Annotated in this window: 14 protein-coding genes and 1 pseudogene; 3 read left to right on the forward strand and 12 right to left on the reverse strand. The window is 55.2% G+C overall.

Annotation, left to right across the window (positions count from 1 at the left end; translation table 11 throughout):
- Positions 1 to 76: 76 nt before the first annotated feature.
- Together QP503_RS05085 and QP503_RS05090 are read right to left on the reverse strand one after the other, a co-directional pair.
- Positions 77 to 1,924, reverse strand: a complete 1,848-nt coding sequence (locus QP503_RS05085) for a phosphoenolpyruvate carboxykinase (GTP) (RefSeq protein ID WP_285101383.1) — start codon at positions 1,922 to 1,924, stop codon at positions 77 to 79.
- Between the two features lie 249 nt (positions 1,925 to 2,173).
- On the reverse strand, positions 2,174 to 3,409 hold the full coding sequence (locus tag QP503_RS05090; RefSeq protein WP_101627737.1) for a DUF6688 domain-containing protein: 1,236 nt from the start codon (positions 3,407 to 3,409) through the stop codon (positions 2,174 to 2,176).
- A 207-nt stretch (positions 3,410 to 3,616) separates the two neighbouring features.
- Between QP503_RS05090 and QP503_RS05095 the strand changes: the two genes are divergently transcribed.
- From QP503_RS05095 to QP503_RS05105, 3 genes are all read left to right on the forward strand, one after another.
- Positions 3,617 to 3,826, forward strand: coding sequence for an Eco57I restriction-modification methylase domain-containing protein (locus tag QP503_RS05095; protein WP_285084479.1), 210 nt, complete (start codon positions 3,617 to 3,619; stop codon positions 3,824 to 3,826).
- Between the two features lie 78 nt (positions 3,827 to 3,904).
- Positions 3,905 to 4,270 carry a hypothetical protein gene (locus QP503_RS05100; RefSeq protein WP_285084478.1) on the forward strand — a complete coding sequence of 122 codons (366 nt, stop codon included), beginning with the start codon at positions 3,905 to 3,907 and terminating at the stop codon, positions 4,268 to 4,270.
- 15 nt (positions 4,271 to 4,285) lie between these two features.
- The gene (locus QP503_RS05105) at positions 4,286 to 4,792 is read left to right on the forward strand and encodes a hypothetical protein (RefSeq protein ID WP_285084477.1); all 507 of its coding nucleotides are present in this window, start codon (positions 4,286 to 4,288) and stop codon (positions 4,790 to 4,792) included.
- A gap of 370 nt (positions 4,793 to 5,162) precedes the next feature.
- Here the strand turns inward: QP503_RS05105 and secG are convergent, their stop codons facing one another.
- The 10 genes and pseudogenes from secG to QP503_RS08865 form a co-directional block, all read right to left on the reverse strand.
- A complete protein-coding gene (secG, locus tag QP503_RS05110; protein WP_006681051.1) occupies positions 5,163 to 5,408 on the reverse strand; it encodes a preprotein translocase subunit SecG in 246 nt (81 codons plus the stop codon).
- Between the two features lie 144 nt (positions 5,409 to 5,552).
- The gene (tpiA, locus tag QP503_RS05115; protein ID WP_006681052.1) at positions 5,553 to 6,329 is read right to left on the reverse strand and encodes a triose-phosphate isomerase; all 777 of its coding nucleotides are present in this window, start codon (positions 6,327 to 6,329) and stop codon (positions 5,553 to 5,555) included.
- 3 nt (positions 6,330 to 6,332) lie between these two features.
- Positions 6,333 to 7,523, reverse strand: a complete 1,191-nt coding sequence (locus QP503_RS05120) for a phosphoglycerate kinase (protein ID WP_006681053.1) — start codon at positions 7,521 to 7,523, stop codon at positions 6,333 to 6,335.
- Between the two features lie 124 nt (positions 7,524 to 7,647).
- Positions 7,648 to 8,655: a type I glyceraldehyde-3-phosphate dehydrogenase gene (gene gap / locus QP503_RS05125; protein WP_006681054.1), complete on the reverse strand. Its 1,008-nt coding sequence runs from the start codon at positions 8,653 to 8,655 to the stop codon at positions 7,648 to 7,650.
- Positions 8,656 to 8,853: 198 nt separating this feature from the next.
- A complete protein-coding gene (whiA, locus tag QP503_RS05130; protein WP_006681055.1) occupies positions 8,854 to 9,837 on the reverse strand; it encodes a DNA-binding protein WhiA in 984 nt (327 codons plus the stop codon).
- 22 nt (positions 9,838 to 9,859) lie between these two features.
- Positions 9,860 to 10,864, reverse strand: coding sequence for a gluconeogenesis factor YvcK family protein (locus QP503_RS05135; RefSeq protein ID WP_103632615.1), 1,005 nt, complete (start codon positions 10,862 to 10,864; stop codon positions 9,860 to 9,862).
- Entirely contained in the window at positions 10,865 to 11,812 is a 948-nt protein-coding gene (gene rapZ / locus QP503_RS05140; protein WP_006681057.1) for an RNase adapter RapZ, read from the reverse strand. It lies immediately after the preceding gene.
- A 19-nt stretch (positions 11,813 to 11,831) separates the two neighbouring features.
- Positions 11,832 to 13,058 carry a formate-dependent phosphoribosylglycinamide formyltransferase gene (purT, locus tag QP503_RS05145; protein ID WP_103632614.1) on the reverse strand — a complete coding sequence of 409 codons (1,227 nt, stop codon included), beginning with the start codon at positions 13,056 to 13,058 and terminating at the stop codon, positions 11,832 to 11,834.
- Between the two features lie 114 nt (positions 13,059 to 13,172).
- Complete coding sequence (uvrC, locus tag QP503_RS05150; protein ID WP_285084476.1) at positions 13,173 to 15,185, reverse strand: excinuclease ABC subunit UvrC; 2,013 nt, start codon at positions 15,183 to 15,185, stop codon at positions 13,173 to 13,175.
- Positions 15,186 to 15,205: 20 nt separating this feature from the next.
- Positions 15,206 to 15,427, reverse strand: a pseudogene (locus QP503_RS08865) (glutamate synthase central domain-containing protein); the annotation flags it as partial.
- Positions 15,428 to 15,572: the final 145 nt, after the last annotated feature.

Raw genomic sequence — 15,572 nt, forward strand, 5'->3', positions numbered from 1 at the left:
GGAATTGTAGCTGCCCGTTGGAATTAACCCGCCTGGAGGAAATTCACCCGTCGCTAGTGCAAAACCAGGTGGCCGATTAGGCGTTAAACGCCTGCTCTATGCGCTCGTGCGCGGCCCAGATCTGCTCAGGCAGATTCTTGAACTGTGCAAGGTGTTCGCGGCGGTAGCTCATCTCCTTCTTCCACAGTTCGGCGTCGATGGAAAGAAGCTTATCCAGATCGGCGTCGTCACCTTCGAAACCATCAAGATTCAACTCTTCCTTTTTCGGCAAAATACCTACTGGCGTTTGCACGCCCTCAGCGCGCCCTTCCTTAACATCTAGCAGCCAAAGCAGTGCCCGCAGGTTGTCGCGGTAGCCAGGCCAGAGGAAGTGACCGTCTTCCGAATCACGCTGGAACCAGTTCACGTGCGCAAAAATGGGCTGCTCCTTCGCGGAACCAATTACCTTCAACCAGTGGGCCGCATAGTCCCCTTCGGGGTAGGACATGAAGGGGCGCATCGACATCGGATCGTAACGCAGCACGCCCTCCTTGCCCTCGGCCGCGAAAGTAGCCTGGGCGCCCAGGGTCAAGCCGTCGTAAACGCCCTCGGTTAGGTCGGTGATTGCCCGGATAAGCGGCTCCCGGTCCTTTACTCGCCCGCCAAAAATGATGGCGTCAATTGGCACACCTTGCGGTTCTTCGTAGTCGGGGGCCACGTTGGGCACGTTAGCCAAAGACGTGGTGAAGCGGGAATTGGGGTGTGCCCACTCGTCGCCCTTGGCCTCGGAGCGCTGCCGATCGGCCGGGCGGTCGGAAATCTTTTCACCCTTCCAATCCAGCCATCCGGTAACATCTTCGGGGTAATCCGGGGTCTTACCTTCCCACCACAGCTCCTGGGTTTCGGGGTTGTAAGCGACGTTGGTGAAGAGCGTCTTAGAGCCTTCTTTGATGGCGTCCATGGCGGTGGGATTAGACTTCCAGTTGGTGTCCTTTGCCACGCCGAACGCGCCGTATTCGGGGTTCATGCCGTAAATCTTGCCGTCTTCGCCAACGCGCAGCCACACGATGTCATCGCCGTAGAAGTAAACTTCGTAGCGCTCACCCAAGGCGTCCGGGGCTAGCATCATAGCAAGGTTGGTTTTACCGGAAGCTGAGGGGAAGCCGCCGCACACATAGTAGGTGTGATCCTTGAGCTTATCCTTAATCCCGATCAGCATGAACTGTTCGGAAAGGAATTCCCCGGAAGCCCAGCCGTCGTAAGAAGCTTGGCGCAGACCGTGGGCGATCTTCCCAAGTAGCGCGTTGCCACCGTAGGAGGAACCGAAGTGCAAAATTGTGCGTTCGTCGGCTACCGTGGCAAACAGACGCTTATCCTTATCGGTGCCCTGCCCCAAGTTCTCCAGGTCGCCGGTCACGTGCACTGCACGCACAAAATGTCCCGGATCTTCCAAATTGTTCAGATGTTCTACACCAACCCGGGCCATGCGGATCATGTGAAGAACCACGGTGAGGTTGTCGGTAAGTTCCACCCCGCGAGCCCACTTTTCCAGCGGCGCTTTCGGCGGTGCCATCAGGTAGGGCACCACGTACATGGTTTTACCCCGGGAGGCGCCCTTCATACTTTCCAGCTGCCGGGCAGTTACTTCCGTGGCGTCGTGCCAGTTGTTGTAGATTCCGGCTTCTTGCGGCTTGTGAGTGGCTACGACGGTGCGTTCCTCGCTGCGCGCCGTGTCCTTGTAGTAGGAGCGGGAGTAGTAGAGTCCCTCGCCCGCAGGTGCGATCTCACCGGTGTCTAGGCCTTCGGCGATGAGCCGATCGTCATCCTTTGCGGAAATGACTTCAATGGCATCGGGTTCGGTAATTCCAGCCCAATGCGCTACGTACTCAGCCACTGCAGGATTTTCCAGTCCGGCATCGCTGAGGATCTTGGCAATGTTATCCATATTCATCTCTCCTAAAATTTCGGGTATCCGAAAATTAAGTTCAGCATACCCGAATTTTTGAAGCGAATTTGGACTTATGTCCCGCCTGGCAGAAATCCCGCCTGGAAGAAATATGGTTTACATCGGGATAATCCTGGGTCTGCTGAACCAACGCGAAGATCATAGAAAACCAGTAACCGAAACCTGGCTCAATCCGTGCTCGGGTCCACGAAATCCACGAAACACGGGCGTTAAAAGTGTACGGCTCCGTTAGGCCGTGTACTGGAGGGCTATGCGATCTTCCGGATGACGATCATTCAGATAGAGGACGGCCAGGAAGAACCACTCCGCTGGTTTCATCAAAAACCATACAGCATCAGCCGCCCATTGCGATCTGATCAGCTTGGCAATCGGGAAGCCATACGTGTCATATAAGCGCCGAATAACCCGATGGGTTCTGGGCACACGCTCTTCCAGCATCTGCTCAAACGCATTTGCCACAAGCAACTGGCGATTGACAACTACCGGCCGTCCATGACGCAATCCCATGCGAATCGGCTTTACCACCGTTCGGTGTCCGCCAGCCGCCACGGTGCACAGGTAGTGTTCGTCAAAATACACGTTTTGCGGGGCAACCTGCTGTGACAGGTTCCAATCACTGGTCTCTGTAAACGCCCTCACCACTAAGCTCGGCGATTGGCCAAACAAAGCTAGAATCCCGACCAGCACGGCAAGCAGCGGGAGCGCCGCTACAAACCCCAGAAGGGGCCAGCGTTTCGCATCAGCCACCATTGCATCCAGTGTGCTCAATATCGAGGAGCCATCAATGCGGCCTCGTCTGTCTTCATCAGCTTCGTAGGCTCGAACTTGGATCGCAACTATTTTCACCACAATCGCAAGCACAGCCAGCAAAGGTAGAACTAACAGCGCGTCTAGGCGCTTTTCAAAGGTTGTGATCTGAATAGTCCACGCCAGGTCGAACGCGACACCCAAGTAGAGCCCCGCAATCGCAATCACAACTACGAGGGGCGGCAACTGCTTGGCCTCGTTGAAGCGCAAAATGAGGAACCCGAATACGAACAGTAACGAGATGAACAGCACGTGTGGCCATGCCCGCGTGTAAATCGGCGCATGAGTTTGATAGTTTGCCAGCTGAACGTGCCAGTCCGCAGTAGGCACAACCTCTTTGAAGAACCCTAGGTATCCGAACTCATAAACCGCTAAGACACACAGGGTCCAAACGTCCAGGCCTGCATCGAGAACCGGCAGGTCCTTACCACTCCCCGCTCTGGCCGCACGGATTATTTGGCTGACAGTCAGCGCTACTGGGTAACCGACCACGAGCGCGACGAGGGCTCCTCCAACCAGAATCTGCCCGAGAATCTGACTTGCGCCTGAAGGAGGTTGGGATACGAGGGAGGCAATCGCTCCGGTGATTCCGATCAACAGAGCCAAAACGATTCGCGAAAAAGAGGGGTGCTTGCTGGCGTAGCGGTACAGCTTCACTTGTCCTCCTCTCCTGCAAAACACGATAGCTCGTGTGCGGCACAGGTGGGTTTTTGGTTACGGCGATGACACACGTTTCGGATACTTTGACGTGATTGTGACGAATCCACCTTTTGGCAGCAAGATCCCCATTAAGGATAAAGCCATTCTGGAGCAGTTTGAGCTGGCTCATATCTGGCAGCAGGATAAGAAAATAACATTTGGACGATGGCCGAACGCCTGCAATCATCTGTTCCTCCGGAGATATTATTCATCGAGCGCTGCACACAGTTCTTAAAGTCGGGCGGTCGCATGGGTATCGTGTTGCCGGATTCTATCCTCGGCTCTCCCGGACTTGGATATATCCGAGAATGGCTAATCCAAAATCATCGCATCATTGCCAGCATTGATTTGCATGCGGATACCTTCCAACCGTGAAACGGAACGCAGACCTCTGTTCTTTGAAGGGACCAGCTTTTTGAACAAGCCGGACTTCTATCAAAAATGCTGGAGCATGTGTTTCTGAGCAAACAAAAGAAGGCGCGGCAAGATCCAAAACCGGTGATCGATAAGGTCGCCAAACGCTATGGGATCTATGCGAACATGCTGGTTGATACGCTTGTTACGATGGACAAGCAGAGTATCAAAAATATTGTTTATGATTGCGGACATATCCGCTTGCCACATTTATCGGAGGATACGCAACAAGATACCATCTTTTCTTATGGGGATAAGGATCCGAATGTCGAACACGCAAGAAGAAGCATCAAGAAACATTATCCCAAGGCAAAATTAAAAATCTGGCAAGGCTATGGACACTGCGAAGAAATGACACAAAACACAGAGGCCTATAGGGCTTTTGTAAAAGGATGTATAGATTAAGGAGAATATGGGTTTATGGATACCCTTCGAGCAATACTGGATGGGGTAGCTATCGCTACTATTTTTAACGGGGCAGTCGCAAGTTTGGTGCTTATAAATCCGAGATGGTTTTTTGACTCTTATCCTAAAGCCATTCAAAAGGCAGCTCCTTTACCCATGACAAAGCAAGAGAAAAAAATAAATCTCATATTAAGCATCACTCTCACCGGGATGTGTTTTGTTTATTCAGTTGTAAGCCTTTTGCATTCAAAAACTTTTGGTTTTTGGAATTTATTTTGGATGAGCTATATTCACTGGAGTATCTTAAATGCAGGAGATTTTTTGCTGCTAGATTGCCTGTTATTTCAAGGTAAATATAAGGAAAAAATTGTTATTCCCGGCACAGAGGGCCACAAGGACTATAAATTTAAGAATTGGATGAAGCACTTGGCTCTTGCGGAGCATTTTTTGTTCGTGCCATTTTTATTGATACCAATCGTAGCTGCCGTTCAGGCGTTCGTTGTTGAATTTTTGGCAAATTGATGAGCAATCTGAACCTTTTAACGATTACTGACACTTTTTAACGATTGCTCTCCGAGGGGTACGAAAATCGGAAACAGGTATGACGGAAAGAGAGATATATAAAAGCAAAAAATCATACAAAAACTGCCGCGAATCCTCCAGCGCCTATACAAAGACCTAGCCGATTCAAGACCCACACCGACCTGCCTAGCCGAACCTCTATAACCAAACCCCTGCTCAAACAAACCCACCCACGCCGCCAACCGGTCATCAGTCAACTGAGAACCCGAATGCATACAAATCCCCCGGAAGAAAAACTGAATAAATCAGTCCAACTTCCGGGGGACAGATCACGCGCGGTTGGAGCCCAAACTTTCGAAAGACTAACGGGTCAGAAAACCCACTTTTGCATCAGACCGTAGGCAACGATGCACACGACCCACACGATCAAAATGCCGAGGGTGATTCGATTCAGGTTACGCTCTGCAACACCGGATGAACCGGCGGTAGACGAAATGCCACCACCGAACATATCGGAGATACCGCCACCCTTGCCCTTGTGCATAAGGACCGTGAGGGTCAGCAAAAGGCTGGTCAGCACGATGAGGACGAGCAGGGTAATTTTGAGTGCGGTCACTGTTGAATCCGATTCTTGAGTAGGCGATACACGCGTAAGCGCATCGCTGAAACGTAACTGTCGCTAGTCTAGCGGGTTAAAGCCCGAGGGAGCCAACCGGCAAGCCGGTTGACTCCCCCTTCAGAGCCAATTGTTAAGAATTGCTCAGGCGTAGAAGCGTGCCATCTCGGCGAAGGAATCAGCCTTCAGCGATGCGCCACCGATGAGTGCACCATCGATGTCGGGCTGAGCCATGAGTTCCTTGATGTTGCCCGGCTTTGCCGAACCACCGTAGAGAACGCGAGTTGCTTCAGCGGTGTCTGCACCGAAGTCTTCAGCCAGTGCTGCACGGATTGCACCGCAGACTTCCTGTGCATCTTCGCTGGTCGCGGTTTCGCCAGTGCCGATTGCCCAGATGGGTTCGTAGGCGATGACGATCTTGGCGACGTCTTCAGCGGACCAGCCAGCGAGTGCTGCGCGGATCTGGCCGAGGACGAACTCAACGTGGGTGCCGGCCTTGCGGATTTCAAGGGCTTCACCGCAGCAGAGGATCGGAGTCATGCCTGCGTCGAGGGTCTTACGTGCCTTCGCACCAACGAGTTCGTCGGATTCGTTGTGGTACTCACGACGCTCCGAGTGGCCCATGACGACGTACGTACAGCCGAGCTTGTCGAGCATAGCGGTGGAGATTTCACCGGTGTATGCACCGTTGTCGTGGATGGAAACGTCCTGTGCACCGTACTTGATGCCGAGTTCATCGGCGTCAACGATAGTCTGAACGGTACGGATGTCAGTGAACGGAGGAATAACCAGGACCTCACACTTGGAGTAGTCGTGGTTGTGATCCTTCAGTTCCATTGCCAGGCCCTGGACAAGATGATTGGCCTCGAGGTGATCGAGGTTCATCTTCCAGTTGCCGGCCATCAGCGGGGTACGTGTCATTTTTCAGTCCTCCAGAACTGCAATACCCGGCAGAACCTTGCCCTCGAGGAGTTCGAGGGAAGCGCCACCACCGGTGGAAATGTGGGAGAAGGTGGATTCGTCGAAGCCGAGGGTACGAACTGCAGCTGCAGAGTCGCCACCACCGATGACGGAGAACATATTGCCGTCAGACAGTGCCTGAGCAACTGCCTTGGTGCCTGCTGCAAATGCCGGGAATTCGAAGACGCCCATCGGGCCATTCCATGCGATGGTCTTCGCCGATGCAATTTTTTCGGCGAAGAGCTTCTGCGATTCAACGCCGATATCGAGGCCCATCTGGTCATCCGGAATAGCGTCGACAGCAACGTTGGTTGCCGGTGCGTCAGCTGCAAATTCGGGAGCAACGACGACGTCGACCGGGAGGATCAGTTCAACGCCACGCTCTGCTGCTTCGGCGATGTAGCCCTTCACGGTTTCGATCTGGTCTGCTTCGAGCAGGGACTTGCCGACCGAGTAGCCCTGAGCTGCAAGGAAGGTGAAGGCCATGCCGCCACCGATGAAGAGGCGGTCAGCCTTCTTCAGCAAGTTGGCGATAACACCGAGCTTGTCAGAAACCTTGGAACCGCCGAGGACGACACCGTAGGGACGCTCCGGGTTCTCAGTTGCCTTGCGCAGGGATTCGATTTCCTTCAGAACCAACAGGCCGGAAGCGGAAGGAACGAGCTTGGCGATGTCGTAGACGGAAGCCTGCTTGCGGTGCACAACACCGAAGCCATCGGAGACGAATGCGTCGCCGAGTTCTGCGTATGCCTTGGCCAGTTCTTCGCGTTCTTCGTCAACCTTGGAGGTCTCGCGTGCGTCGAAGCGGACGTTTTCGAGAAGAGCGATTTCGCCTTCTCCGAGAGCTGCAACGGTAGCCTTGGCGGATTCGCCAACAACGTCGCCTGCAAGGCTGACGGGGGCGTCGATGAGTTCGCCGAGACGAGCTGCGGCAGGTGCCAGCGAGAATGCCGGATCGACCTTGCCCTTCGGGCGACCGAGGTGAGCCATGATGATAACCTTGGCGCCAGCCTTGGTCAGCAGGTTCAGAGTCGGCAGTGCTGCGCGAATACGACCGTCATCGGTGATGACACCGTCCTTCAACGGAACGTTGAAGTCAGAACGAACCAGAACGCGCTTGCCACGCAGTTCGCCGAGAGTTTCGATGGTCCTCATAGAACCAACCTTTCATTAAAGGGGCGGAGTATCCGCCCGAAAATCGTGAGTACACAAGCGCCCGCACACCTCATAGGGGTGCGCGGGCGCAAGTGTTTGCTGCTCACAGCGTACGAGGTGCGATTCAGGCGAGCTTCGAGCCAACCAGAGCGGTCAGCTGGACGAGGCGGTTGGAGTAGCCCCACTCGTTGTCGTACCAGGACAGGACCTTGACGAGGTCGCCGATGACCTTGGTCTCGGATGCATCGAAGATCGAGGAGTGCGGATCGCCGACGATATCGGTGGAAACGATCGGATCTTCGGTGTACTCGAGGATGCCCTTGAGTTCGCCTTCAGCAGCAGCCTTGACTGCAGCGTTGAGGGATTCAACGGTGACGGGCTTCTCTGCCTGGAAGGTGAGGTCGGTGAGGGAGCCGGTCGGGGTGGGAACGCGGACTGCGAGGCCGTCGAACTTGCCAGCGAGCTCCGGGAGAACCAGAGCAACAGCCTGTGCCGCACCGGTCTTGGTCGGGATCATGTTCAGTGCTGCTGCACGTGCACGACGGAGGTCCGAGTGCGGTGCGTCAAGGACGCGCTGATCGCCGGTGTAGGAGTGGATGGTGGTCATGATGCCACGAACGATGCCGAACTCCTGGTGGAGAACCTTGGCCAGCGGTGCGAGGCAGTTGGTGGTGCACGAAGCGTTCGAAACGATGTTCATCGTTGCGTTGTCGTAATCCTCGTGGTTCACGCCCATAACGAAGGTGCCGTCAACATTCTTCGCCGGAGCGGAGATAACGACCTTCTTGGCGCCAGCTTCGATGTGAGCTACAGCCTTGGTGCCATCGGTGAAGAAGCCGGTGGACTCGACAACGACCTCAACGCCGAGCTCGCCCCAGGGGAGGTCGGCCGGGTTGCGCTGTGCGAGGACCTTGATGGCCTTGCCGTTCACGATAATGGAGGACTCGTCGTAGGAAACTTCACCATTGAAACGACCGAGAATCGAGTCGTACTTGAGAAGGTGAGCGAGAGTCTTGGTGTCGGTGAGGTCGTTCACTGCAACGATCTCGATGTCCGCGCCCTGCTCGAGTGCTGCGCGGAAGAAGTTGCGTCCAATACGGCCAAAGCCATTGATGCCAACGCGGGTGGTCACTATTGTCCTCCTGCTCATGCCCTGCACGGGCACGTTTTCGAATGTGCAACCGGTATCCGCACGGTGCGAATCCGGCCCGCAGTTATCTGCGGTTCTAGCAAGATCCAATTTACACCCCACGGTGGTCTACGGCACCTTCAGGGAACGAACCCCTACGTGGCAATAATAACGTTCGTGGCTTGAGGTGGACTAAAGTCCTCAGTCGTCCTCGAGCATTTCGATCGTGAGTGCAGCTTCCGTATCCGGAATCCCGCGATCGTGAGCAACCTTGTCAGCCATGGCCAGCAGGCGACGAATACGACCGGCAACAGCATCTTTCGTCAACGGCGGATCCGTGTGCTTTCCCAGTTCCTCCAAGGACGCCTGCTTGTACTTCAGACGCAGAGTTCCCGCTTCAAGAAGATGAGGCGGAATGTCGTCGCCAAGGATTTCGAAGGCACGTTCTAGTCGGGCTCCCGCGGCTACAGCAGCACGCGCAGAACGACGCAGGTTTGCGTCATCAAAGTTCGCCAGACGATTCGCCGATCCGCGGGCTTCGCGCTTCTCTCGACGGTCCTGCCACGTCTTCTGAGTAGAGGAGGCACCCATCTTGCCAATCAGTTGTCCGATGGCCTCTGAATCGCGGACAGAGACGCGGTCCGTTCCTCGTACTTCTTTCGAACGTGCAGCGGCGCCCAACTTTCGCGCACATCCGACCATAGCGAGCGCAACCTCAGGTCCCGGGCATGTCACTTCCAGCGAAGTCGAGCGCCCGGGCTCCATCAGCGACCCCCGCGCAAGGAACGCTCCACGCCAGACCGCGGCCGCTTCACCGTTCCCCGACGCTACTAAGGTGGCGGGGAGACCGCGTACTGGCCGGCGAAGAGAATCGACAAGACCGGTCATACGAGCAAGCTCGTCAGCCTTATGCACAACGCGAACAACAAAACGCTTACCGCGACGCAGCGAACCACCTGAAACAACGACAACCGTTGATTCAGCGTTGTAGAGCGTCTGCAAAAACAGGCGAAGACGGAGCGCCGCTGCGGGGGTATCCAGTTCTGCTTCGATCAGAATGTGGCCGGAAACAAGGTGCAGTCCACCAGCGAACCGCAGAATCGCAGCGGTTTCAGCAGCCATCTCAGACTGAGTTTGTGGCGCAACGCGCGCAAGTTCGTCTTTTAAATCAGTAGTTAGTGACACGTTCATTTCCTCAGATGTCGCTTCAGGGCAACCAAGTCTCAGTTTTGCCGACTTCTCCAAGGAAGCCGTCAAACGCATCCCTCAGCGCTGCGGCAAGGCGGAGCGGGTCGTGGTGCGGTTGCCCATCACCGGTACGAACCTGTCGAAGTAGCACGCGAGCGCCCACCCCCTCTGAAGCAACAATAAGGTCGTCGACATCATCGATGGCGGTTGGATCGGCAATAATCACATCCAGTTTGAAATCTGGAGCATAGTCGCGGATCACGCGAACATGATCGGCAGTGGTCATACGATCTGTCTCGCCACGCTGGCGCGATAGGTTCAAGATCAACGCACGGTGGGCATCGGTCGTCACAAGTGCACGGTGAACGTCTGGCACCAACACATGCGGAATCACGGACGTGTACCACGAGCCAGGACCAAGCAAAACCCAATCCGCCTGTTCGATCGCCGTCCCAACTTCTGCTGGAACACGCGGGCTTTTGGGAAGAAGACGAATATGTTCGACAGTTCCTGGTGCAACCGCCACCTTCGACTGTCCCGAAACCGTGTACTTACGTCCGTCATCATCCATGTCCGCTTCGATCTGGAGAGGATCGATGGACATTGGAAGCACACGGCCGCTCGCACCAAGAAGGCGCCCAACCCAATCAAGACCCTCAACCGGGTCGTCAAGCAACTGCCACAAGCCGGAGATCAAAAGGTTACCTAAAGCGTGCCCATTCAACGGCCCGGTTGTTTCAAGACGCGTTTGCAGGACATCGCGCCACGTCAGACCCCACTCGGTTTCTTCGCAGAGAGAAGCAAGAGCCATGCGAAGATCACCGGGTGGCAGGATCTCCATCTCTTGACGCAGACGACCTGATGATCCCCCATCATCGGCGACGGTAACTACCGCAGTCAGCGATCGCGTGATGTGACAAAGAGCGCGCAGAGTGACGGAAAGACCGTGGCCACCACCGAGAGCGACAACGGAAGGACCGGTTTCTCCGCGTAGTGTCCAACCTGCTGCATCGACGTATGACATTTACTCTCTCCCGAGGTCACGGTGGTGGACTCGGACAGGATAGCCGTTTTCACGAAGCCTGTTGGCAATCAGTTCCGCACATGCGACCGAGCGATGCTGACCGCCGGTACATCCCACGGCAATTGTTGCGAATGGTTTGAGCTCACTAATGTAGCCCTGAAGCATGGGGGCAAGCAGGTCCGCATATGACACAACGAACTGTCGAGCTCCGGGCTGATCCAGCACATAATCCGCAACCGGCTTATCGCGACCGGTCAGATGACGGAGTTCATCCACCCAGTACGGGTTCTTCAAGAAACGCACGTCAAGCACATGATCAGCGTCAATCGGGATTCCTCGTTTGAAGCCGAAAGATTCAACTGTGATTTGGAGCGGACGATCGCCCTCTCCCGCAACGACATCGCGGATATGACGCGTCAGGTCATGGACGGACATATTCGACGTGTCAATCACTTCATCTGCGATGCGACGAACGGGAGCAAGCATGCGTCGTTCGGCTTCAATGCCGTCCAGGATTGTCTTCTGCCCCTGCAACGGGTGTGGGCGACGGTTGGACTCGTAGCGTTTCACCAGAGTGCGTTCGTCTGCCTCGAGGAAGATAACCCGGTAGGCGACACCCATTTCTCTCATTTGATCCAGCGTCTTCGTCAGATCGGCAAAGAATGTGCGTGAGCGTACGTCAACGATTGCTGCCAGACGGTGGACGCCTCCGCCTGCCGGTGACATCATGCCAACCAACGCGGGCAACATTGAAGGTGGCAGGTTATCAACGACGTACCAGTCGAGGTCTTCAAGCGCTCTGCCTGCCCCGGTACGTCCAGCGCCAGATGCACCGGTGATGATGAGGACCTCGTTCGATGCTATGGGGGCAACGACCGGGCTGTTCATGTCAAGCAACGGGATGCCTGCAGGTACGGTTGGCGGGTTGTTATCGAGTTCGTCAGTCATGGTGTAACTATCGCACTTTTCAATTGTTTTCGCCGGGTAGCGACGTTGCTTCAACAAGCGTGATAGCGTCGGCTCCTCGATTTGCGCGCTCGCGTGCCAGGTCGCTGCTGGCACCGCTTGCCAGAACAACGCCGACTCGACGACCGGCTCGTGTGACGGGCTTGCCGAATATTCTGACTCCATCGGCCTTGGACAAGGCTTCGGCGACGCCTAGGTATTCGGGGTGTTTGAGGGGTTTTGTTGATTTGATGACTGCAGATGCACCCGGTGTGCGTAGCGTCGTATCGATGGGCAGGCCGAGGATTGCGCGGACGTGAAGCTCGAACTCAGACTGTGCTTGGGACACCATAGTGGTCATGCCAGTATCGTGCGGGCGTGGGGATAATTCGGAGAACCAGACGTCGTCGCCCTTGATGAAGAACTCGACGCCAAAGAGGCCGAGAGCAGGCGATGCTCCGTTGGATGCCAATGCGTCTGTTACGAGCTTCGCCATGGCCTGGCAGCGCTCAAGCGCCAGTGGCGAAATCGCTGCCGGTTGCCACGATTCAACATAGTCACCGTTGACCTGTCGGTGTCCGATGGGACTGCAGTAGGACGTTTCGACCGATTCGCCATTCCACCAGCGGACGGTCAGAAGCGTGATTTCGCAGTCGAACCGTACTTCTTCTTCGACGATAACTTCACCAGTTTGAGAGCGGGCGCCTTCCTGAGCCGCATTCCAGGCCTCATTAACCTGTTCCTCGGAGGTAATGCGGGACTGTCCGTGGCCAGACGATGACATTGTTGGTTTGATGAAAGCAGGCAGGCCGGTGTGATTCAGTGCCTCGCGAATATCATCGGCGCTTGAAGCAAAGCGGAACTGAGAAGTGACAACACCATCGAGGCTCGCAGCAAGGCCACGAATGCGATTGCGATCCATCGTTGCTTGGACGGCAAATGCGTTGGGCACGATACGCGTGTCCTGATGCGTTGCTTCAAACTTTGCCAGTGCGTCAGTGGCGATTGCTTCAACTTCGGGGACAACAAGGTCTGGTTTCACCCGGTCGAGCAACGCGAAAAGCTCGTCATCATCCGACATATCGAGAACCGCGTACTCGTCGGCGACCTGCATCGCGGGAGCTACCGGGTAGACATCTACAGCAATCACGTATACGCCGTAGCGTTTCAGACAGATTGTGACTTCTTTTCCTAGTTCTCCGCTACCCAGCAACAAAACGCGACACGGAAGATGAAACGCCGGCGTCATAGTGTGCTCCCCGTTGGTGAATTGAGTTTTCTTCAGGTTAGTGGACCAAAGCGCGCGTGTGCGGGTGTGCTCACGTTTGACTCGGGCGACTGAACGAAAGTATCACGAGGCCGATCAGGCGTGTTCGGACTGTGGATTCAGTGCTTCGAGGATCGATTGAGCAAGCACTGAGCCAATGCCGGGCACCGAAGCTACTTCGTCGACGCTTGCTTCGCGAAGCTTTTTCACTGATCCGAATCGCGTGAGTAGCGCTGATTGCCGCGCGGGGCCGACGCCTTCAATGGCGTCAAGGGCGGACCTCGTTAGTGCTTTCGTTCGACGCTTACGGTGCTTCGTAATTGCGAATCGGTGGGATTCATCGCGCAGGTACTGCAGCAAGTGGAGGGCAGACGAGCCGCGCGGGAAGATCATTGGAAATTCGTCGCCGGGAATCCAGACTTCTTCAAGACGCTTAGCCAATCCCACAAGAGGAATGTCGACGCCAAGATCATCGAGTGCAGTACGCGCTGCATTCACCTGAGGCAGACCACCGTCGACGACCACAAGGTCGGGCCGATAAGAAAACCTGCGTGGCTTTCCTGTGAGTGAATCAATCGGACCGGACTCGAAGGCGACGCCCTCATCGTCTTCACCGGCAACCCCTGCTTCTTCTGCAAGCAGACGGGAGAAACGCCTGCGCAGAACCTCGTCCATCGCGGACGTATCATCGGGGGTACCGTTGCCATCTGTGCCTCGAATATTGAATGTCCGATAAGCGTCTTTACGCGGAGCGCCGTCTTCGAAGACGACCATGGAACCGACCTGGTGGGTACCCATGGTGTGCGAGATGTCGTAGCACTCAATGCGCAACGGGGCAGCATCCAGTCCGAGGTTTTCAGCCAGTTCTTCAAGTGCTTGGGAACGAACAGTCAGATCGCCTGCTCGCTTGGTCTGATGGAGTTCCAGCGCTTGGCGAGCGTTCTCACGCACCGTTTCCATCAGCTGGGCTTTCGGACCGCGCGAGGGCACGTGAATGCGCACGGACGCCCCTCGCACTTCACTCAGCCAGGACGCAATCATTTGCTTGTTGTCCGGCTCGATCGAGACGAAAACTTCGTGCGGAATCGCCGACGTTGGAGTGTGTGCGATGTCGTCAACCGACTTCTTTTTGACCTTCTCGCGCCTTGTCGGGGTGCTCGGATCAGAAGGAGGAAGCTGCGAGTAGACCTGTTCAAGCAAACGAGCCATCAAGACCTGCTCATCTGCACCATCGACGCGATCGATCACCCATCCTCGCGTGCCACGGATACGACCACCACGAACGAAGAAAACGTGGACAGCAGCATCGAGTTCATCAGCAACAAGCGCGAAGACATCAGCGTCTGTACCATCATCGAGGACAACAACGTTCTTTTCCAGAACGTTCTCAATCGCTTTCAGGTCGTCGCGGGTCTTCGCGGCAGTTTCAAAGTCAAGGTTCTCTGCGGATTCTTTCATCCGTTCTTTCAACTCACGGACAATGGGACCGGTCTTCCCCTCCATGAAATCGCAGTAATTCTGCGCAAGCTGACGATGATCTTCTTCGCTAATCGCACCGATACAGGGAGCAGAACACCTGTCGATATGCGCCAGAAGACAGGCTCGCTTTTGGGCTTTCGCACGCTGAAAAACTCCCGGGGTGCACGTACGCACGGGGTAGATACGTGAGAGCAAATCGATCGTTTCACGAATCGCCCACACCTGCGTATACGGGCCGTAGTAACGCGTTCCGGCACGTTTCGCCTGACGCGTGACATGAACGCGGGGGTATCTCTCCCCCATGGTCACAGCCAAGTAAGGATAGGACTTATCGTCCTTAAACATGACGTTGAACTGTGGATTAAACTCTTTGATCCACGTGAATTCAAGCGTCAGGGCTTCAATTTCGCTACGAACAACGGTCCATTGAACGTGCGTCGCCGTAAACACCATTTGGCGCGTACGAGGGTGAAGATTGCCTGGATCCTGGAAATAGTTCGTCAGACGATTACGAAGGTTCTTTGCTTTACCGACATAGATAACTCGACCGTCTTTATCGGAAAAACGATAGACGCCCGGTGACGAAGGAATATCACCGGTTTTCGGACGGTACGTTGACGGATCGGCCACCTGAATAGTGTACGTACCTGGGTGCGCGTATGCCGACGCAGAAGATGATGATGGACAGCTGCAGTAGCCAGAAGTGACGGGATTGGCGCCATTTCAGCGTTTGTTTCACGGTCAGAAAGAACGAGGAATGAAACACCATCTTCGACCGGAACGTCTCGCCACGCCAGAACGCGCAGCCCCTCTTCACGAGCAATCGTTTCAACCGTTGCCACTGCACGCATCGTGTTTATTCGCCGGATCATAGAGACCACTGGCGCGTTGTTCACGCACTCGAGCACTCATGATGTCTTCTCGCGTCGAAAATGCATCTATTCCACAATTGCAAAGTAATAGTAAACACTTGTGGAAAGAACGGGCTCATCTTGGAGAATTCACGCCACAAACAGG

The sequence above is a fragment of the Pauljensenia sp. UMB0895 genome (assembly GCF_030218905.1).
In the GTDB taxonomy this organism is placed as follows: Bacteria; Actinomycetota; Actinomycetes; order Actinomycetales; family Actinomycetaceae; genus Pauljensenia; species Pauljensenia turicensis_A.